This window comes from Catellatospora chokoriensis, assembly GCF_011297315.1.
In the GTDB taxonomy this organism is placed as follows: domain Bacteria; phylum Actinomycetota; class Actinomycetes; order Mycobacteriales; family Micromonosporaceae; genus Catellatospora; species Catellatospora citrea.
In genome coordinates this window covers 231,155-249,970 of the sequence record NZ_JAAOTI010000002.1, presented here as the reverse complement: position 1 = coordinate 249,970, position 18,816 = coordinate 231,155, and the positions used below count along the sequence as shown (strand labels likewise).

The 18,816-nt window shown below is 71.9% G+C and carries 18 protein-coding genes; 8 read left to right on the top strand and 10 right to left on the bottom strand.

The window, feature by feature from the left end:
* Nucleotides 1-115 precede the first annotated feature (115 nt).
* Nucleotides 116-979, top strand: a complete 864-nt coding sequence (locus HAV39_RS03680) for a sulfotransferase family protein (protein WP_191837731.1) — start codon at nt 116-118, stop codon at nt 977-979.
* A gap of 65 nt (nt 980-1,044) precedes the next feature.
* Here HAV39_RS03680 and HAV39_RS03675 read toward each other — a convergent pair whose 3' ends face one another.
* The gene (locus tag HAV39_RS03675) at nt 1,045-2,295 is read right to left on the bottom strand and encodes an ATP-grasp domain-containing protein (RefSeq protein WP_191837730.1); all 1,251 of its coding nucleotides are present in this window, start codon (nt 2,293-2,295) and stop codon (nt 1,045-1,047) included.
* A gap of 230 nt (nt 2,296-2,525) precedes the next feature.
* On the opposite strand from HAV39_RS03675, the gene HAV39_RS03670 reads away from it, so the two are divergent.
* Nucleotides 2,526-3,101 (top strand): TIGR03086 family metal-binding protein, encoded by a 576-nt coding sequence (locus tag HAV39_RS03670; RefSeq protein WP_191837729.1) that lies wholly within the window; start codon nt 2,526-2,528, stop codon nt 3,099-3,101.
* On the opposite strand, the gene HAV39_RS03665 is transcribed toward HAV39_RS03670, so the two are convergent.
* Nucleotides 3,062-4,663 carry an MFS transporter gene (locus HAV39_RS03665; RefSeq protein ID WP_191837728.1) on the bottom strand — a complete coding sequence of 534 codons (1,602 nt, stop codon included), beginning with the start codon at nt 4,661-4,663 and terminating at the stop codon, nt 3,062-3,064. The genes HAV39_RS03670 and HAV39_RS03665 overlap by 40 nt on opposite strands.
* 159 nt (nt 4,664-4,822) lie before the next feature.
* On the opposite strand from HAV39_RS03665, the gene HAV39_RS03660 reads away from it, so the two are divergent.
* Nucleotides 4,823-5,782 (top strand): LysR family transcriptional regulator, encoded by a 960-nt coding sequence (locus tag HAV39_RS03660; protein WP_191837727.1) that lies wholly within the window; start codon nt 4,823-4,825, stop codon nt 5,780-5,782.
* Nucleotides 5,783-5,926: 144 nt separating this feature from the next.
* Complete coding sequence (locus HAV39_RS03655) at nt 5,927-6,457, top strand: hypothetical protein (RefSeq protein WP_191837726.1); 531 nt, start codon at nt 5,927-5,929, stop codon at nt 6,455-6,457.
* Between the two features lie 37 nt (nt 6,458-6,494).
* Here the strand turns inward: HAV39_RS03655 and HAV39_RS03650 are convergent, their stop codons facing one another.
* A complete protein-coding gene (locus HAV39_RS03650; RefSeq protein WP_239120362.1) occupies nt 6,495-7,304 on the bottom strand; it encodes an ATP-grasp domain-containing protein in 810 nt (269 codons plus the stop codon).
* A gap of 71 nt (nt 7,305-7,375) precedes the next feature.
* Entirely contained in the window at nt 7,376-7,870 is a 495-nt protein-coding gene (locus HAV39_RS03645; RefSeq protein ID WP_120318786.1) for a winged helix-turn-helix transcriptional regulator, read from the bottom strand.
* Nucleotides 7,871-7,925: 55 nt separating this feature from the next.
* Between HAV39_RS03645 and HAV39_RS03640 the strand changes: the two genes are divergently transcribed.
* On the top strand, nt 7,926-8,453 hold the full coding sequence (locus HAV39_RS03640; RefSeq protein ID WP_191837725.1) for a PaaI family thioesterase: 528 nt from the start codon (nt 7,926-7,928) through the stop codon (nt 8,451-8,453).
* 95 nt (nt 8,454-8,548) lie between these two features.
* Here the strand turns inward: HAV39_RS03640 and HAV39_RS03635 are convergent, their stop codons facing one another.
* The 4 genes from HAV39_RS03635 to HAV39_RS03620 form a co-directional block, all read right to left on the bottom strand.
* Nucleotides 8,549-9,940 carry a GH1 family beta-glucosidase gene (locus HAV39_RS03635; protein ID WP_191837724.1) on the bottom strand — a complete coding sequence of 464 codons (1,392 nt, stop codon included), beginning with the start codon at nt 9,938-9,940 and terminating at the stop codon, nt 8,549-8,551.
* A 65-nt stretch (nt 9,941-10,005) separates the two neighbouring features.
* Nucleotides 10,006-10,818, bottom strand: coding sequence for a carbohydrate ABC transporter permease (locus tag HAV39_RS03630; protein ID WP_191837723.1), 813 nt, complete (start codon nt 10,816-10,818; stop codon nt 10,006-10,008).
* Nucleotides 10,815-11,726, bottom strand: a complete 912-nt coding sequence (locus HAV39_RS03625) for a carbohydrate ABC transporter permease (protein ID WP_239120363.1) — start codon at nt 11,724-11,726, stop codon at nt 10,815-10,817. The genes HAV39_RS03630 and HAV39_RS03625 overlap by 4 nt, the downstream gene beginning before the upstream one ends.
* A gap of 120 nt (nt 11,727-11,846) precedes the next feature.
* Nucleotides 11,847-13,115 carry an ABC transporter substrate-binding protein gene (locus HAV39_RS03620; protein ID WP_239120364.1) on the bottom strand — a complete coding sequence of 423 codons (1,269 nt, stop codon included), beginning with the start codon at nt 13,113-13,115 and terminating at the stop codon, nt 11,847-11,849.
* Between the two features lie 263 nt (nt 13,116-13,378).
* Between HAV39_RS03620 and HAV39_RS03615 the strand changes: the two genes are divergently transcribed.
* The 3 genes from HAV39_RS03615 (at nt 13,379) to HAV39_RS03605 (ending at nt 16,342) form a co-directional block, all read left to right on the top strand.
* Nucleotides 13,379-14,389, top strand: a complete 1,011-nt coding sequence (locus HAV39_RS03615; RefSeq protein WP_120318781.1) for a LacI family DNA-binding transcriptional regulator — start codon at nt 13,379-13,381, stop codon at nt 14,387-14,389.
* Nucleotides 14,390-14,412: 23 nt separating this feature from the next.
* A complete protein-coding gene (locus tag HAV39_RS03610; protein ID WP_191837722.1) occupies nt 14,413-15,762 on the top strand; it encodes a dihydrolipoyl dehydrogenase family protein in 1,350 nt (449 codons plus the stop codon).
* A gap of 157 nt (nt 15,763-15,919) precedes the next feature.
* A complete protein-coding gene (locus tag HAV39_RS03605; RefSeq protein WP_191837721.1) occupies nt 15,920-16,342 on the top strand; it encodes a hypothetical protein in 423 nt (140 codons plus the stop codon).
* A 6-nt stretch (nt 16,343-16,348) separates the two neighbouring features.
* Here the strand turns inward: HAV39_RS03605 and HAV39_RS03600 are convergent, their stop codons facing one another.
* Both HAV39_RS03600 and HAV39_RS03595 read right to left on the bottom strand, forming a co-directional pair.
* A complete protein-coding gene (locus tag HAV39_RS03600; protein ID WP_239120365.1) occupies nt 16,349-18,166 on the bottom strand; it encodes an ABC transporter ATP-binding protein in 1,818 nt (605 codons plus the stop codon).
* A gap of 102 nt (nt 18,167-18,268) precedes the next feature.
* Nucleotides 18,269-18,742: a peroxiredoxin gene (locus HAV39_RS03595; protein WP_191837720.1), complete on the bottom strand. Its 474-nt coding sequence runs from the start codon at nt 18,740-18,742 to the stop codon at nt 18,269-18,271.
* Nucleotides 18,743-18,816: the final 74 nt, after the last annotated feature.

The following is an 18,816-nucleotide window of genomic DNA, read 5'->3' as shown; positions in this document are numbered from 1 at the left end:
CCATTCACGTTCTTGACAGTGATGGCCCTTCCTGAATAGATGTATTTATTGTTAACGCAGCGATCAAGCCGCGTCGACATGACGTCTCATCAGGACCTTTGTCAGGAGTGAACCGGTGCTTCGTGCGTATTTCGCGCGCCACAAATCAGCGTCGACCTGGGCCAGATCCATCCTGCACGAGGCGGCGTTCGCGCTGGACCTCAAGGTCGCCACGATCCACGTGCCGGAGCAGTGGGCGCCGCACGACACCCTCGGCGACTACGTCCGCGCCACCCGCCCCGACCTCCTGATCATGACGAACGCGAAGCCGGAATGGGTGGACACGCTGCCCGAGCACCGGGGGTTCCACCTCATCCGCGACCCGCGCGACATCGTAGTCTCCGGCTACTTCAGCCACCTCAACAGCCACCCCGAGGTGGTCGGCGGGGTGCCCTGGCCCGAGCTGGTGGCGCACCGGCGCAACCTGCGCACCCTCGACGAGGCCGGCGGGCTGCTGGCCGAGGTGGAGTTCAGCGGCATGTTCCTGGAGCCGATGGCGCAGTGGGACTACACCCGGCCCGGCGTGCTGGAGCTGCGCATGGAGGACGCCATCACCGACCCGGTGAAGGCCTGGACCGCCATCCTCGGCCACCTGGACCTGCTCACCCCCGACGGCTCCGGTCCGGAGCAGGCGCGTATGGCCGCGGTGCGCTGGAACGTCGCCGCCCGCCGGGGCACCCCGCACTGGCTGGCCTATCCCCGCCACGTGCTGCCCCGGCTGCCGCTGCGCCGGCTGCCCGGCGCGTACGTGGCCAGCGCCTGCGAGCGCTTCTCGTTCAGCCGCCTGGCCAAGGGCCGCGAGCGCGGACAGGAGGACGTGCACAGCCACTACCGCCGCGGGGTCGCCGGGGACTGGCGCAACCACCTCACCGCCGAGCACCTGGCGGCGTTCCGGGCCCGCTACGGCGACCTCGTGGAGCGCCTGGGCTACGACTGGTGACGCTCGCGCCCCGGGCCGGGCGCCCGCTGCCCCGGGGGTGGCGAGTCCGGCCCCGGGGCGACCCGTCAGCCGTGGTCGGCCGGCGGCATGCCGTTGATGCGCAGGGCGGCGCCGGCGGCGTCGAGCGCCCGCTCGCACTCGCGCGGCGTCGCCGCCACCGCGGTGGCGTACGCGACCCGGCCGTTGACCGTGCCCGCCGGCGGCGGTGAGCGCCGGTCGCCGGGCTCGGCCAGCAGGGCCAGCTCGTCCACGGCGGGCGGCAACCCGGCCCGGTCGAAGGCCAGCGTCTCGACGACGGTGTCGGGCTGCGCCGGGTAGAAGAAGCGCACCGCCGCCACCAGCTTGCGGTCCGGTGCGACGACCGGTGGGCGGCCGCAGGCCACCGCGGCGGCGGCCAGCGCGACGTCGACGCCGGTGGCCCGCAACCCCAGGTAGGGGATCATGTCGCCGCCGAGCCGCCCGTTCACCTCGATGATCCGCGGCCCGCGCGAGGACAGCTTGATCTCGGTATGGGTGACCCCGTCGCGGAACCCGAGCGCCTCGTGCGCGTCCTGCAGCAGCCGCCGCAGCTGCAGATCGTGCAGCAGCGGGTCGTCGCCGTGCACGTAGTGCCCGATCTCGATGCAGTACGGCGGGTGCCCGATCTCCTTGCGGGCCAGGCACAGCGGGGTGACCTCGCCGTGGTGCACCGCCGCGTCGACGCTGATCTCCTCGCCGTCGACGTACTCCTCCAGCAGCACCTGGGGTCGCCAGTCGGGCAGCGCGCCGTGGCGCACCGCGCTGGTGAACTCGTATGCCGCGGCCAGCTCCGCGGGCCCCGCCACCTTGATCACGCCGACGCTGAGCGCCAGGTCGCTGGGTTTGAGGATCACCGGGTAGCCGATCCGGGCGGCCTCGGCGAACGCCTGCGACAGCGAGCCCACCGGCACGGACGCGGGCTGGGCCACCTGGGCCGCGGCCAGCGCCCGGCGGGTCAGCAGCTTGTCCCGGCAGCGGGCGGTCACGGCCGGGTCGCCGGGCAGCCCCAGCGCCACGGCCAGCTCCGCGGTCTGCGGCGTGCGCGCCTCGTCCCAGGTGAACACGCCCGCGACCGGCCCGTCCGGCAGCCGCTGCGCGGCCTCGGCCATCGCCTTCACGTCGAGCAGGCCGCCGAGCTCGGTGGCGCCCGCCACGTAGTCCAGCTCCCAGGTGGGCGCGACCCCGGTGAACAGGTGCACCCGGTAGGCCGGGGCCAGCGAGCGCAGCAGGTATTCCCGGAACTCGCGCTTGCCGGTGCGGACCATCAGCAGCAGCGGCCGGTCGTCATGGACGGTCATGCTCTCCCTTTCGACCCCGTTGCCATCTGTCCGACATGCGGGATCGGCACGAACAGCCTCACGCGCCGATCCCGTCATGTCAACACCCATGCATATGTCTATCTGATCGGCGTTCGCCGACACCAGACGCGTCGATGCGACGACCCGGCTGATCGGACTGTCCGGACAGGTTTCCCGCCTGGCGGCGTCACCGGTGGAGCACACCGAGCTGCGGCACTATGGTGCGACACATGGACCTTCGTGACCTCGACCGGCGTGCGCTCGCCGCGGCCGCAGCGGCCGTGAACCGCGTCAAGCGCGCCGATCTCGCCCGGCCCTCCCCCTGCGGCGAGTGGACGCTCGGCCAGTTGCTCGGGCACATGATCGGGCACAACCGCGGTTTCGCCGCCGCGGCGGCGGGCAAGCCGACCGATCCGTCCGTGTGGGACGACCTGACCCCGCCGACCGACCCCCGCCGGGCGTTCGCCGACTCCGTCACCCTGGTCACCAAGGCGTTCAGCACGAAGACGCTGCTGGACCGCAAGATCGAGGTGTACGGCTACGGCACCTTCACCGCGCCGACGGTGCTCGGCATGCACTTCGTCGACTTCCTGGTGCACGCCTGGGACGTGGCGAAGTCGACCGGCGCGGACGCCACGCTCGACCCTGACCTGAGCGCGTCGGCCATGAAGATCGCACTGCGCTGGCCCACCGGCCGACCCAGCAAGGCCTTCGGCGTCATGGTCGAACCGGCCGCCGACGCCCCGCCCGGCGACCGGCTCGTCGCCTACCTCGGCCGCTCCCCCGGCTGGCCGGACGGCCACTGAGCGGACGCCGCCCGCAGCTCGGTCAGCGTCGACTCGAGCGCGCGCAGGTTCGCCCGCACCGCCGCCGCCTGCTGCTCGGCGGCCCGGCGGCGGGCCAGGTGCACCTGCTCCACCGTCTCGTACACGTCGGGCAGCTCCAGCGCGGCGACGTGCTGGAGCGCCGCGGCGGACGACACGGCGTACGGGCGTGCCAGCCGCCGCCTGCCGCGCCGTGCCGTCACCGTCCAGCCGCCCCCGGCGTAGGCCAGCGTCACCGTCACCGGCACCGCCGGACCGGTGTCCACCAGGCCCATCCGGCGGCCCAGCTCGGACAGGTACTCCTGCCACAGCGGGGCGGCCGGGGCGGCCTTGCCCTTGATGTCGTTGATCTGCTGCCACAGCCGCCACCCGAACACGGGCGTCAGGGTGGCCGCGAAGTACGCCGCCCCGGCCAGCCACAGCCCACCGGACAGGCCGAGTGTCTCCACCGCCCACGCGCCGACCATGCCGCCCAGCGGGATGCCGCCGAACGTGATCGCCCCGGTCAGGCCGAACACCCGGGTCTGCATGGCCCGCGGCACCCGCTCGAACATCAGCAGGCCGTAGGTGGGGTTCACCGAGGACATGGCGACCCCGGACACGAACGACACGGCCAGCGCCACCCGCAGGTCGTCGCTCAGCGCCAGCACCAGGAACCGCGGTGCGCCGCCGACGAAGTATCCGATGACGAGGGTCGCGTACCGCGGCAGCCGCGTCACCAGGGCGGCGAAGGCCGCCCCGCCCGCGATCGCGCCGAGTGCGAAGGCGCCGCCGATCCAGCCCAGGGCCACCGGCGAGCCCAGGTGCTCGCGTACCCACATCGGGATGAAGACGACCGCGCTGGCCTGGTTGAACAGGTTCGTCACGAACATCATGCCGACCAGGCTGCGCAGCAGCCGCTCGCGCCGCACGAAGCCGAACCCGGTGCGCAGCCCCTGCCAGTAGGACTCCTGCGCGCCGCGGGCCGGGTGGTTCTGCTCGCGGGTGATGCGCACCAGTGCCACCACCACGCCCGCGCAGGCCGCGAAGGTCGCCGCGTCGGCCCAGATCGCGCCGACCGGGCCGAGCCAGGCGATCAGTACGCCCGCCACGGCGGCGCCGATCACCATCGCCATCCGGTTGAGCGCGGAGAAGACCGCGGTGACCCGGGCCATCGGCGTGCCCGACGCCTCCACCACCGGTGGCAGCAGCACCCGCTTCGACTTGTCGCCGACCCCGCGCAGCGCGCCCAGCGTCGCGATGAGCACGACCAGCACCGTGAAGTCGCCGCTGCCGAACGCCGCGATCGCGCCCACCACCAGCGCACTGGCCAGGTCGGTGCCGATGGAGACCTCGCGTACGCCGAACCGGTCCGCCAGCGGCGTGCCGAAGATCCCGGCCAGGATGTACGGCAGCGCCTCGGCGAACGCGACCACGCCGACCTTCGTCGGGTCGTCGGTCGTGACCAGGACCAGCCACGGAATGGCCAGGAACGACATCCGCGAGCCGACGGTCGACACCAGCTCGGCGCCGAGCAGCCCGATCAGCGCCGCTCTGCGCTGCATCGCCACCTCCTGGTACACGTCCCCGCGCCGCGCGAACCCTTGCCGTCGAGTCGGGTCCACCGACCCTACCGACGGGTTTCGATCTCCGTCCATACCGTCCGGTGGGGTGATCGGACGCGACACCTTCACGCGCCGCCGGTGCGGCCATAACATCAGCGGGTGAGGTTGGAGCTGCGGCACCTGCGGGTGGTCTGCGCGATAGCCGACGCCGGCAGCGTCACCAAGGCGGCGGCCGTGCTGGGCCTCGCCGCGCCCGCCCTCACCACCCAGCTGCAGCGCATCGAGCGCGCCTTCGGCGGGCTGCTGTTCGAGCGCGACCGCCGCGGCGCCCGCCCCACCCCGCTGGGCGAGCTGGTGCTGGCCCGCGCCCGGGTGCTGCTGCCCGCGGTGCAGGGCCTGGAGGACGAGGCGACCCGGTTCGCCGGGCTGGCCCGGGACTCCGGCGGCGACGGGCTGCCCGGCTACCGCATCGGCGCGGTGAACGGCCCGCTCATCGGCGGGGTGGTGCACCGGTTGGCCGCCGCCCAGCCCAGCGCGCAGCTCAGCACGTACCCGTCGTGGTCGTCGGCCGAGCTTTCGGCGATGCTGCTGGACGCGCGGCTGGACTTCGCGCTCATCGGCACCTGCGGCGAGGCCACCCCGCCCGATGACGGCCGGCTGGTCTGGCACACCGTGGCGACCGCGCCGGTCTTCGTGCTGCTGCCCGCCTCGCACCCGTACGCCGACGCCGACGAGGTGGCGCTGGCCGATCTGGCCGGCTCCCGGTGGGCGGCCACCCCCGGCGACGGCTGCTTCGCCGACTGCTTCGCCGCCGCCTGCGCGCGAGCGGGGTTCACCCCCAGCCCGATCCACGAGAGCGACCTCGGCGGCTGCGCCGACCTGGTCCGCGGCGGCAGCGTCGTCGCCCTCTGCCAGCCCACCTTCCGCGAGATCGCCGGCGTGCGCGCGGTCCCCCTGGCCGCCACGCCCCTGCGCTGGCGCCACCTCATCGGCTGGCACCCCGACTCCCCCGCCGCCCGCGTCGCCCCCCGCCTCATCGACTACGCCGAACAGTCCTATACCGACGCCATCCGCCTCAGCCCCACCTACACCCGCTGGCTGACCCACCACCCCGCCTGACGGGTTGATCATGAACTTATGGACGTGTTCGACGGCGTGTCACCGCCACAACTTCATGATCGACGCGGTTGGGGGGTGGCGCCGGGCGGAAATGATGTGGCCGTGCGATCCCATGGGAGCCGTGAGCCTGGCTAAGCTCTGGTGGTGATCAGATTCCGTGCGCCCGTGGCGGTGGGACTCGCGGTGGTGACCATGCTCAGCCTGCAGGGCTGCATCGGCGTCGGTGACTCGTGGACCCGCGACCAGGCCGCACCGGGCGTCGCCACGTCGCCGGCCGCCGCCCGGCCCACCGCGAGCGCGCCCGCGGTCACGACGGCTGCGGCGGCGACCATCAGCCGGGTGGAGTCCAATGTGGCCGCCGTCGGCAACCCGACCTGCGGCGGCGTCCTCCCCCCGGCCGTCACGGTGACCGCGGAGATCGCCGACGGCGGCACGCCGGTGGCCGCCAAGGCGCGCTACGCGATGACCGGAGGCAGCTACACCGGCGAGGTCACCCTGACCCGTGACGCCACCATGGCCCGCTACTCGGCGACCCTGCCCAAGCTGGAGAAGAAGCACTTCAGCAGCGCGGCGACGAACATCTTCGTCACCGTGACCGTCCAGGGCTCCCCTGCCGACCAGCAGGGTTTCACCTCCATCACCGTCTCCCCGTGCGGCGGCAGCACGCGGACCTGACCCGACCCGCGAGCCGACGGGTGCCGGCCGGACCGGGTCAGCGCGACACGGTCGGCAGCCCGCGCAGGAAACGCCGGTCCGCGGGCGCGATCTCGTCCGCCGGGCGGCTCGCCGACAGCACCACGTCGAGCGCCCGGTCCGGGTCGGCCGCGTAGTGGCCGCTCGCCCAGGCCGCGTTCGCCTCGATCACCGCCCACTCCGGACGGCCGGTCGCGGCGTCCGCGAGCAGGCCGACGTCGACCACCACCGCGCTCGGCAGCTCCGGCAGCCCCGGGCCGAGCAGCCCCGCCGCGAAGGCGGCCGCGTCCGCACACCGCGCGTCCTGCGCGGGACCGGCGAGATCCAGCTCGCCGTCCACGGCATACCGGCTCGCGGCGCGCACCCGGCCCGCGCCGAGGAAGAGCCGGTACTCCACCTGGAACGTCACCACGTCGCTGACCAGCACCGGGGTGTCGCCCGCCAGGACCTCCGGCCCGGGCAGGCCCGCCCCGGACGGGTAGACCCGGGCGGGAAAGCTCTTGTCGTCCGGCGGCTTCACGAACGCGGGCCGGTCCAGCGCCCGCGCCGCGGCCAGCGTGGTGAGGGCGACCTCCCGACGGGTCCATGCGCGCGGCAGCCGGGCGAGCCAGTCCTGGCCGGGTTCCAGCAGCCCGACGCCGAGCTCCGCGCCGACCGCGTCGGCGAACAGCGGCCCGGCGTACAGGTGCGCTCCGGCGTGCCCGGCCAGGTGTTCCGGCAGCCGCCAGGTGCGCAGCGTCTCGACCCGCATGCCGCGCCGCCGCGCGGCGTCGGCGAACGCCAGCCCGGTCTCGGTCACCCGCGGCGGCAGCATCAGCACTCGGTCCACGCCGCGCCATGCTGCCAGCCCTCGTGGCAGACGACCAGCCGTTTCCCGCGCCGCGGCCCGCCGCCGGGTGGTCAGGCCGCTGTCGCGGCGGCGGGCGTACGCCGGACCGCCCCCGCCCCCGGCCGCGTGGCCACCTCCCGGGGCGAGCCCACCTCGTGCCCCTCGTCGCAGCTCAGGTGCGTGCGCACGGGCGACCCGCAGTCGCGGTGCACCATGTCGACGGGCGGCCCGGCCGGGTCGGCCAGATACCGGTCGCCCCACTCCCGCACGGCGACCAGCACCGGGTACAGGTCGAAGCCCTTCTCGGTGAGCCGGTACTCCTGGCGTTCGCGCTCGCCGGGCTCCCGGTAGGGCACCCGGTGCAGCACACCCTGCTCGACGAGCATGTTGAGCCGGTTGGTGAGCACCTGGCGGGGAATGCCGCTGTGCTCGCGCATGTCCTCGAAGCGGCGGATGCCGTTGAAGACCTCGCGCAGCACCACCAGGGTCCAGCGTTCGCCGAGCACGGCCATGGCGCGGGCGACGGTGCAGTTCTCCGCCGACCAGTCGAGTGCGGTAGGTCTCACCCCTCCAGGCTAAGTCTCGTTGACAGACTCAGCAACCGCCTGCCAGGCTGAGTCCATGACGCAGACCCAGACCGAGCCGACCGCCGGCCTCGTGAGCCCGGAGCGCACCCGCACCTTCTCCTGGTCCGACCCGCGGCGCAACGCCGCCGAGCTGGGCCGGCTCAGCGGCCTGGAGCTGCTGCACGCGATGGCCCGCGGCGAGCTGCCCGCCCCGCCGGTGATGCACCTGCTCGGCATGGACAGCGTGCAGGCCGAGGAGGGCCGCGTCGTGGTCACCATGCGCGCCCAGGAGTTCCATTACAACCCGCTCGGCGGCGTGCACGGCGGCATCCTGGCCACCCTGCTCGACACGGCCGCCGCCTGCGCCGTGCACAGCACCCTGCCCGCGGGCGTCGGCTACACCTCTCTGGACCTGACCACCAAGTTCCTCCGCCCGGTGACCGTCGACTCCGGCCTGCTCCGCTGCGAGGGCACCGTCCTGTCCCGAGGCCGCCGCACCGCCCTCGCCCAGGCCCAGCTCACCGACGCCCACGGCCGCCTCCTCGCCCACGCCACCTCCTCCTGCCTCATCTTCGACCTCTGACCACGCCCCCCAAGATCGCGACGATCTTGCGTGAACTGTTGCCGATATGCCCGCTTAGGGCGTGTCGTACCCACAGTCCACGCAAGATCGTCGCGTTAGAGGGCGTTGGCGCGGGTTATGGTGCGGAACCACAGGGCCGAGTCCTTGGGGTAGCGTCGCTGGGTTTCGTAGTCGACGTAGACGAGGCCGAAGCGCTTGTCGTAGCCGAAGGCCCACTCGAAGTTGTCCAGCAGCGACCAGGCCAGGTAGCCGCGGACGTCCGCGCCGCCGGACAGGGCCGCGTGCACGGCGCGCAGGTGGCCGTCCAGATACGCGATGCGCTCCGGGTCGGCGACCCGGTCGCCGGTCAGCGCGTCGGCGTATGCCGCGCCGTTCTCGGTCACCATCAGCGGCGTGTCCGGATACTCCCGGGACAGCCGCAGCAGCAGGTCGGACAGGCCGCTCGGGTCGACCGTCCAGCCCATGTCGGTGACCGGGCCGGGCTGCGGCAGGAACGCGACCCCCTCGCTGCCCGGGTACATCGGGTGCGCCGCCGCGCCGACCTGGGCCCGGACCAGGGCGGGTTGGTAGTAGTTGATGCCCAGCAGGTCGATCGGGGCGGAGATCACCGCCAGGTCCCCGTCGACGATCGCGTCCGCCGCGCCGAACCGCTCGAAGAGCCCCAGCATGTCCAGCGGATACCGGCCGCGCAGCACCGGGTCCAGGAAGATCCGGTTGAGTACGCCGTCGACGCGCCATGCCGCCGCCACGTCGTGCGGGTCGCCCGGGTCGTCGGGGTTGACCCGGGCCAGGTTGAGGGTGAGTGACAGCTCGCGTACGCCCGCCGTGCGCAGCGCCTGCGCCGCCAGCCCGTGCCCGAGCAGCAGGTGGTGCGCGGCCCGGAAGGCGGCCCGGTTGTCGGTGTGCCCCGGCGCGTGGTCCCCGCTGGCGTAGCCGAGGAACGCCGACACCCACGGCTCGTTGAGCGTGGTCCAGGTGCCGACGCGGTCCGCGAGCCGGGACGCGGTCACCGCGGCGTACTCGGCGAAGCACGCCGCGGTGTCCCGGTCCCCCCAGCCGCCCCGCCCGTGGGACTGCAGCGCGAGCGGCAGGTCCCAGTGGTAGAGCGTCACCATCGGCTCGACCCCGTGCGCCAGCAGCTCGTCCACCAGCCGGTCGTAGAAGTCCAGGCCGCGCACGTTGACCGGCCCGGTCCCGTCCGGCTTGACCCGCGGCCAGGCGATGGAGAAGCGGTACGTGCCGACGCCCAGCTCGGCCATCAGCGCGACGTCCTCGCGGTAGCGCCGGTAGTGGTCGCACGCGACGTCCCCGGTGTGCCCGGCGAACACCCGGCCGTCCTTGCGCGCAAACGTGTCCCAGATGGACGGACCCCGCCCGTCCTCGGCCGCGGCCCCCTCGATCTGGTACGCCGCCGTGGCGGCTCCCCACCGGAACCCCTCCGGGAACCGCAGCGTCTCCGCCGCCGCCTCCACCCGCACTGTGCTCATCGATCCTCCTCGCTACGCTCGTCTGCTCGACGAACACAGATCCGCCATTCGCTCGTCACGCTCGCTCATCCCTTCACCGCTCCCTGCATGATGCCGCCGATCAGCTGCTTGCCGAGCAGGCCGAACACGATGAGCAGCGGCAGTGTGGCCAGCATCGTCCCGGTCAGCGCCAGCGAGTAGTCCTGCACGTAGCCGGCCCGCAGCTGGGACAGCGCGACCTGGACCGTCTGGTTCTCCGGCGAGGCCAGCACGACCAGCGGCCAGAGGTAGTCGTTCCAGACATTGAGGAAGGTCAGCATGCCGAGCACGGCCGCGGCCGGCCGGGCGACCGGCAGCACCACGTGCCAGAACAGCCGGTGCGTGGCCGCGCCGTCGATGCGGCCGGCCTCCAGCAGCTCGGTCGGCAGCGCCTCGGACAGATACTGCGTCATGAAGAACACCCCGAACGCGTTGACCAGGGCCGGCACCGTCACCGCGAGCAGCGTGTCGTGCCACTCCAGCTTGGTGACGAGCATGAACAGCGGGATGATGCCCAGCTGCATCGGCACCATCATGGTGCCGACCACGGCCAGCAGCAGTGCCGTGCGGCCCTTGAACCTCAGCTTGGCGAAGGCGAACCCGGCCAGCGTGGAGAACAGCACCACCGACGCGGTGTTGATGCCCGACACGATCAGCGAGTTGAGCAGCGCCTGGTCGAACGGCACCGTCTCGAAGACACGCTTGATGTTCTCGATCAGGTTCGCGCCCGGCAGCACCGGCGGCGGCACGTGCGAGAGCGCGGAGTTGTCCTGGCTGGCCACGACGACGCTGAAGTACAGCGGGAACGCGGTCAGCATCAGGACCCCCGTCAGCGTCAGGTAGACGAGTCTGCGTGTCATCGGGAGCTCCGGATCCGGCGCGTGATCAGGTAGTTGACGGCGGCGGCGAGCACGATCAGCCCGAACATCACCCAGGCGGTGGCCGAGGCGTAGCCGAACTCGAAGCCGCGGTTGAAGCCGTGCTCGTACATGTAGAGGGTCAGCGTCTGGAACTGCCGGTCCGGGCCGCCGATGATGCCGTTGGGCCCGCCCCCGGCGAACAGCTGCGGCTCGGCGAAGACCTGCAGTCCGTAGATGGTCGACACGATGACCACGAAGATGACGGTGGGCCGGATCGACGGGATGGTGATCTTCCGGAGCTGCTGGCCCGCGGTGGCTCCGTCGAGCGTCGCCGACTCGTACAGCTCCTTCGGCACGGCTTGCATGGCGGCCAGGAAGATCAGCGCGTTGTAGCCGGTCCACCGCCAGGTGATCATCGCGGCGATGGCGACGTGCGAGGACGCGACACCGGCCTGCCAGTCGATGCGGCCCAGCCCGAAGCTCTCCAGCAGCCAGTTGATCAGGCCGAAGTCGCGGCCGAAGAGCTGGCTGAAGATGACCACGACCGCGACCACGCTGGTGACGTTCGGCAGCAGCATGCCCAGCCGCCACAGCGTCTTGGCCCGCAGCGGCCGGTTCACCAGGTGCGCCAGGATCAGCGCGAGGATCAGCTGCGGGATGGTGGACAGCGCCAGGATGGACAGGGTGTTGCGCAGGGCGTTCCAGAAGTACGGGTCGGCCAGCAGCTCGGCGTAGTTGCCCAGGCCCACGAAGCTGTGCTCGTCGGAGAGCAGGCTCCAGTCGTGCAGCGACACCCAGGCGGTGTAGCCGAGCGGGAACAGCCCGAAGACCGCGAAGAGGATGAAGAACGGGGCGATGTAGACGTACGGGGACAGCGACGTGTCCGCCTTGTGGAGCCAGGTGCGCACGGAGCGCTCCCCTTCCCTGAAGGGCCCGGTGACCGGGCGGGCATCGGTGTGCGCCGCCCGGCCCCCGGCAGTCGGTGGATCACCGGGCCGGCTGCGGGGACGGCCGGCCCGGTGGGAGCGTCAGCCCAGCTTGGCCACGTCGGACAGGACCTGCTTCCAGGCGTCGTCGGCGGACTGCTTGCCCTGCTCGATGCGGCCCAGCCCGGCGCCGATCGTGTTGAACACGTCGCCCTGCTTCGGGCCCTGGTGCTGCGGCTGGACCGCCTGCGCCGAAGCCGTGAAGATCTTGCCGAGCGGCGCGTTGTTGAAGAAGGGCTTGCTGAACCCGGTCAGGTCCGGGTCGGTGTACAGCGACGGGGTCGACGGGAAGTTGCCGGTCGCCTTGAAGATCTTCTTCTGCTGCTCCGGCGCGGTCAGCCACTTGATCAGGTCGTACGCCGCCTGCGCGTTCTTGCCCTGCTTGGGCAGCGCCAGGTGCGAGCCGCCCATGCTGCCCGCCCCGCCCGGGACCGCGGCGATGTCCCACTTGCCGGCCGCGTCCTTGGCGTTGGTCTCGATGTACGCCGTCATCCACGCCGGGCACACGATGGTCGCGAAGGTGCCCTTGCCGAACGCCGCGCTCCACTCCGGCGTCCAGGCCGCCAGCTTCGCGGACTGGTCGGCGGCGATCGCGTCGACGGTCAGGTCCCAGGCCTTCTTCACGGAGGCGTTGCGGTCCACGATGAGCTTGTCGGCGTCGTCGTACACGCCGGTCGGGGCCTGCTCGACCATGGCCCGGAACATGTTGCCCGAGGCCTCCATGAAGTACGACTTCGGCGCGGCGGCCTTGTACTTCTTGCCGGTGGCGACGTAGTCCTCCCACGTCGGCCACAGCTTGGACACCTCGTCGCGGGCGGTGGGCAGGCCCGCCGCCTGGAACAGGTCGGTGCGGTAGCACATCGCCATGCCACCCACGTCGGTGCCGAGACCGATCAGCGTCTTCCTGTCGGTCGACAGGCCCTGCTGCCACTTCCACGGCAGCCACTGGCTCTCCAGGGAGCCGGCGCCCAGGTCGAGCAGGTTGTGGAAGCGGTTCGGGGTGGCCGTGAAGCTGGACAGGTAGCCGATCTCCACGGCCTCGATGTCGGCCGCGCCGCTGCCGGTGGCCAGGTGCGAGATCAGGCTCTGGTGGTGCGCGGCGTAGTCGGAGATCCGCTCCTTGATGGTGATGTTCGGGTGCGCCTTGGCGTACTCCTCGTAGAGCGGCTTGAAGCCGAAGTCGCCGAAGAGTGCGACGTTCAAAGTGATCTTCTCGTTGCCGGTGGGCTGCTCGTCGGAACCGCACGCAGCGGTCGCCAGCAGTCCGGTCACCATGATCGGGACCAGCAGGCGGCGCATCCAGGCACGCATGACGACCCTCCTTGGGGGTGTCAGTAGGAACCCGGCCGCTCATCAGGGCAATTCACGGCCGGGCTGAGAGAGCGCTCTCACAGCAGAGAATGAAGTCAGACCCCTGTGCTGTCAAGGGTCTATTGCCTGCTCGTTACCGAGCTGTGCAAACGCTCTCACCCTGAAAGCGCTCTCACGTGCGACTTCGCGCCGCAACGCGAAGGGAGTAAGGTCACCTTCGCCGGACCCGGTCAAGGGCTGGTCGCACAGCACTAGGGAGTCGTATGAGCCAGGCACACGAGCGGCCCACGCTGGAGGCTGTGGCTCGCCTGGCCGGGGTGTCCCGGGCGACCGTGTCGCGGGTGGTCAACGGGTCGCCCAAGGTCGCCGAGCCGATCCGCAGCGCGGTGCGCCGCGCCGTCGAGGAGCTGGGCTACATCCCCAACGCCGCCGCCCGCAGCCTGGTCACCCAGCGCACCGACTCGATCGCGCTGGTCCTGCCGGAGAGCGCCAGCCGCGTCTTCTCCGACGACCCGTTCTTCCCGAGCATCATCCACGGCGTCAGCCAGGAGCTCGACGCCGCCGACAAGCAGCTCGTGCTGATGATGACCAACACCGTCGCCGGATACGAGCGCGTCGAGCGTTACACCACCGCCCGCCATGTCGACGGGGTGCTGTTCGCCTCCACCCACGGCGTCGACCCGCTGCCCGGCCAGCTCGCCCGGCTCGGCGTGCCCGTCGTGGTCACCGGCCGGCCACTGGGCCGCTCCACGGTCCCCTACGTCGACGTCGACCACGTCGGCGGCGTACGCAAGGCGGTGCGGCACCTGCTGGAGACCGGCCACTCCCGCATCGCCACCATCGCCGGGCCGCAGGACATGGTCGCCGGCATCGACCGGCTCGCCGGATACCGTGCCGAGCTGCGCGGGTCGGACCGGCGCTCGATCGTGGCGGTGGGCGACTTCACCCGCGAGTCCGGCGCGACCGCGATGCGCCAGCTGCTGGAGGACGATCCGCTGCTCGACGCGGTCTTCGTCGCGTCGGACCTGATGGCGCACGGGGCCATCACCACGCTGCGAGAGCTGGGCCGGCGCATCCCCGAGGACGTCGCCGTGGTCGGTTTCGACGACTTCGACATCTCCCGCTACACCGACCCGCCGCTGACCACCGTCCGGCAGCCGATCCTGGAGCTGGGCCGGGAGCTGGCCCGCCAGCTGCTGCGGGTCATCGCGGGCGAGGAGGTCCCGCCGGCCGTGGTCCTGCCGACCGAACTCGTGGTACGCGCATCAGCCTGACCGGATTCGGATATACAGGACTCATGGCTGAAGAAGTGGACGTCATCGTTCTCGGCATGGGCGTCGGCGGCGAGGAGGTCGGCGGCAGGCTGGCCGACGCCGGGCTCAGCGTGGTCGGCATCGAGAACCGGCTCGTCGGCGGCGAGTGCCCGTACTGGGGGTGCGTGCCGAGCAAGATGATGATCCGCGGGTCGGGCCTGCTGGCCGAGGGCCGCCGGATCAACGGCATGGCGGGCTCCGCCGAGGTCTTCCCCGACTGGGCGCCCGTCGCCAAGCGCATCCGCGAGGAAGCCACCGACTTCTGGGACGACAAGGTCGCCGTCGACCGGTTCGTCAAGCGCGGCGGCCGCTTCGTCCGGGGCACGGGCAAGCTGGCCGGACCGAAGGCGGTCGAGGTCGACGGGCAGACGTACACCGCGCGCAAGGGCGTGGTGCTCGGGACCGGGACCAAGGCCGCGGTCCCGCCGATCCCGGGGCTGGCCGAGACCGACTTCTGGACCAACAAGGAAGCGATCGAGGTCGAGGAGCTGCCCTCGTCGCTGACCGTGCTCGGCGGCGGCGCGATCGGCCTGGAGCTGGCGCAGATGTTCCAGCGTTTCGGGGTGCGGGTCACCGTCATCGAGGCGATGGACCGGCTCATGTCGTACGAGGAGCCCGAGTCGTCGGACCTGATCACCGAGGTGCTCCAGCGCGACGGCGTCACCGTGCACACCGGATGCCGGGCCGACCGGGTCGACGGCATGACCGTGCACCTCGCCGACGGCCGGGAGTTCACCTCGGAGAAGCTGCTCGTCGCCACCGGGCGCACCGCCGACCTGCACAAGCTCGGCCTGGACACGGTCGGACTGGACCCGGCCGCGAAGGCGATCACCGTGGACGGCCACATGCGGGCCGCCGACGGGCTGTGGGCCGTCGGCGACTGCACCGGCCACGGCGCGTTCACCCACATGGCGATGTACCAGGCGGCCATCGCGATCCGCGACATCCTCGGGCAGGAGGGACCGCCCGCCGACTACCGGGCGCACCCCCGGGTCACCTTCACCGACCCCGAGATCGGCTCAGTCGGCCTCACCGAGGAGGCCGCCCGGCACCAGGGCATCCACGTGCAGACGGCGTACACGAAGCTGCCGGAGGCGACCCGCGGCTGGATCCACAAGGTCGGCAACGACGGGTTCATCAAGCTCGTCGCCGACCGGGACCGGGACGTGCTGGTCGGCGCGACCTCGGCCGGGCCGACCGGCGGCGAGGTGCTCAGCGCGCTGGCCGTCGCGGTGCACGCACAGGTCCCGGTGCACGTCCTGCAGCACATGATCTACGCGTACCCCACCTTCCACCGCGCCATCGAGGCGGCCGTGCAACAGCTCGAGGTCTAGGGGCACACTCCGGGCATGAGCGAGCGCCAGCGAGCGAATCATGACCTCGGTGAACATGCCTGCGACGAGCGGAGCGAGGAGCGGGCATGAGCGAGCGCCAGCGAGCGAATCATGACCTCGGTGAACATGCCTGCGACGAGCGGAGCGAGGAGCGGGCATGAGCGAGCGGCGGGACACGCGGCGGCTGATCGTCCGGCTCGGACTGGCGGGCGCGGCGGTGGTGCACCTGTGGTGGGGCCTGTGGGCGTACGCCGCCCCGCACCACTTCTTCGGCACGTTCCCCGGCTTCGGGCAGCGCTGGACGGCGGGCTACCCGCCCTACAACGAACACCTCGTCGTGGACCTCGGGGCGACCTTCCTCACCCTCGGCGTGCTGCTGGCGGTGCCCGCCGTGCGCTACCGGCGGGCCGTCGCCCGGCTGGCGCTCGCCGGCGCGACCGTCTTCGGCACGCTGCACCTGGCGTTCCACGCCGGCCACCGCGGCGTCCTCAGCGGCCCGGACTGGATCGCCGGCCTCGTCCCGCTCGTGGTGGGCGTGCTCCTGCCGGTGGTCCTTTGGGTCGCCGCCCCGCCGGACTGAGCCGGTTCAGGCGAGCTGGGTGGACTGCAGGCGGGCGTACGCGCCGCGGCGGTCGAGCAGCTCGTCGTGCGGACCGATCTCCTCGATGCCGCCGTCGCGCATCACGATGATGCGGTCGGCGTTGCGGATCGTGGAGAGCCGGTGCGCGACGACGAACACGGTGCGCCCGGCGACCAGCCGTTCCATCGCCTGCTGGATCAGCGCCTCGGAGTGGGTGTCGAGCGCGGAGGTGGCCTCGTCGAGGATCAGCACGCGCGGGTCGCGGATCAGCGCCCGCGCGATGGCCAGCCGCTGGCGCTGACCGCCGGACAGCCGCGCGCCCCGCTCCCCCACCACCGTGTCCAGGCCCTCGGTGAGCTGGTCCACGAAGTCCAGCGCGTTCGCGTCGGCCAGCGCCTGGCGCACCCGCTCCAGCGGCACGTCGGCCATGCCGTACGTGACGTTGTCGAAGATGCTGCCCTCGAACAGGATCGGCTCCTGCGGCACCACCGACACGAAGCGCCGGAAGGTGCGCAGGTCCAGGGTCTCCATGTCGCGGCCGTCGAGCAGGATGCGGCCCGAGGTCGGCCGCAGGAAGCCGATGACCAGGTTCAGGATGGTGGACTTGCCCGCGCCCGACGGGCCGACCAGCGCGATGCGCTCGCCCGGCGCGACGTCGAGGTCGAAGTCGCGCACGGCACTGCCGGCCGCGCCGTCGTACGCGAAACCCACGCCCTCGAACCGCACCCCGCCGCGCACCTCGTCGACCCGCTGCTTGCCCGCGTTGACCTCCAGGTCGGGGGCCTGCAGCAGCTCGCCCGCGGAGCGCACCGACTCCAGCCCCTTGACGAAGATCGGCCCGAGGCTCATCAGCGTCATCACCGAGCCGGTCAGCGTGGTGAAGTAGGCGCTGAGCATCACCACGTCGCCCTCGGTGATCGGGATCCAGCCGTAGTAGGCGACCAGCGCCGACCCGGCCAGGCAGGCCACGCTCAGCACCTGCATCTGGGTCCAGGCCAGCGCGCCGAAGCGGCCGTTGAGCAGGTCCAGGCGCAGGCCCGCGCGCAGCACCCGGTCCAGTGAGCCGTCGACCCGGCGCAGCGCGTCGCGCTCCAGGCCGTGCGCCCGGGTGATCGGGATCAGCGCGGTCATCTCGGCGACCCGCGACGACAGCCGCTCGACCTCGCGGCGGAACGACTCGTTGTCGGTGCGCATCCGGTTGCGCAGCTTCATCACCAGGAACGCCGCGCAGGGCACCAGCACCAGGAAGACCGGCAGGAACAGCGGGACCCGCAGCGCGATCACGACGCCACCGCCGAGCAGCATCATCAGCGCGCCCACCCCGACGTCGCCGGCCTGCTGCACCATCTGCTCGATGGCCTCGACGTCGCGGATCACCTTCGACTGCAGCACCGCGGCCGACGAGCGGGAGTGGTAGCCGATGGAGAGTTCCTGCATGCGGCGGCACAGCGCCGAGCGCAGGCGGGTGCCCATGCGGCGGACGGAGCCGCTGTGGTTGCGTACGAACAGGACGTGGAACGGGTAGTTCAGGCTCAGGCAGGCGACCATCAGGCCCGCGTTCCACCACAGCTGCTCGACGGGCTTGTGCCGCACCACGATGTCGATCACGTTCGCGGTGACGACAGGCAGCAGCCAGGTCGGGCTGTGCTTGACGCCGAACGCCAGCACCCCGAGCAGCAGCCGCCAGCGGTCCTCGCGCAGCAGGTAGGCGACGGTGCGCACCGGGTGCTCGCCGTGATAGCGGTGGTCAAGGGGGTGCTGGGCCAGCGCCATGTCGTTTCCTGCCTCGCCGGGCGGCCCGCGTGCGAAGGGGTCCGTCGGCACGCTGCGCTGCCCTTCGCCTTCGAAGTCCAGCCACGAGCCTAGGTGAGATCAACCGGCCGGGCCAAGCCGGCCCGCGCCCCACCTCGGCCCGGGGCGGGGCGTTCAGGCGGTGGCGAGGGACTGGACCACGGTGAGGGCGCCGGAGACGTGCTTGCCGATGTTGGCCTGGGAGGAGAAGACGTGGCGGACCACGCCCTCGCGGTCGATCACGTAGGTGACCCGGCCGGGCAGGATGCCGAAGGTGGCGGGCACGTCGTACGCCTTGCGGACCTCGCCGCCGGCGTCGGCCAGCAGCAGGAACGGCAGCTTGTAGCGCTGGGCGAAGCCGTCGTGCGACTCGACGGAGTCCGAGCTGACACCGATGACCTGCGCGCCGGCCTCGGTGAAGACCTCGTAGCTGTCCCGGAAGGAGCACGCCTCCGCGGTGCAGCCCGAGGTGTTGTCCTTGGGGTAGAAGTACAGGACCACGGTCTGCTTGCCCCGGAAGTCGCTGAGCCGCACCGTCTCGCCGCCCTGCGACGGCAGCTCGAAGTCGGGCGCCACCTCGCCCACCTGCGGTCCACGTGCCTTCGCCATGCCTGCCTCCACTGTCACCGGATCATCCACCGTCGGACCCGAATCGTATTCGTGTCCGTTCGGACGAACGCACC

What these genes read in the sequence shown, in the direction of transcription:
- HAV39_RS03675 (WP_191837730.1), bottom strand. Translation starts at nt 2,295, where the DNA reads ATGACCGTCCATGACGACCGGCCGCTGCTGCTGATGGTCCGCACCGGC.
- HAV39_RS03670 (WP_191837729.1), top strand. Translation starts at nt 2,526, where the DNA reads ATGGACCTTCGTGACCTCGACCGGCGTGCGCTCGCCGCGGCCGCAGCG.
- HAV39_RS03665 (WP_191837728.1), bottom strand. Translation starts at nt 4,663, where the DNA reads ATGCAGCGCAGAGCGGCGCTGATCGGGCTGCTCGGCGCCGAGCTGGTG.
- HAV39_RS03640 (WP_191837725.1), top strand. Translation starts at nt 7,926, where the DNA reads ATGACGCAGACCCAGACCGAGCCGACCGCCGGCCTCGTGAGCCCGGAG.
- HAV39_RS03635 (WP_191837724.1), bottom strand. Translation starts at nt 9,940, where the DNA reads ATGAGCACAGTGCGGGTGGAGGCGGCGGCGGAGACGCTGCGGTTCCCG.
- HAV39_RS03630 (WP_191837723.1), bottom strand. Translation starts at nt 10,818, where the DNA reads ATGACACGCAGACTCGTCTACCTGACGCTGACGGGGGTCCTGATGCTG.
- HAV39_RS03620 (WP_239120364.1), bottom strand. Translation starts at nt 13,115, where the DNA reads ATGCGTGCCTGGATGCGCCGCCTGCTGGTCCCGATCATGGTGACCGGA.
- HAV39_RS03615 (WP_120318781.1), top strand. Translation starts at nt 13,379, where the DNA reads ATGAGCCAGGCACACGAGCGGCCCACGCTGGAGGCTGTGGCTCGCCTG.
- HAV39_RS03610 (WP_191837722.1), top strand. Translation starts at nt 14,413, where the DNA reads ATGGCTGAAGAAGTGGACGTCATCGTTCTCGGCATGGGCGTCGGCGGC.
- HAV39_RS03605 (WP_191837721.1), top strand. Translation starts at nt 15,920, where the DNA reads ATGAGCGAGCGGCGGGACACGCGGCGGCTGATCGTCCGGCTCGGACTG.
- HAV39_RS03595 (WP_191837720.1), bottom strand. Translation starts at nt 18,742, where the DNA reads ATGGCGAAGGCACGTGGACCGCAGGTGGGCGAGGTGGCGCCCGACTTC.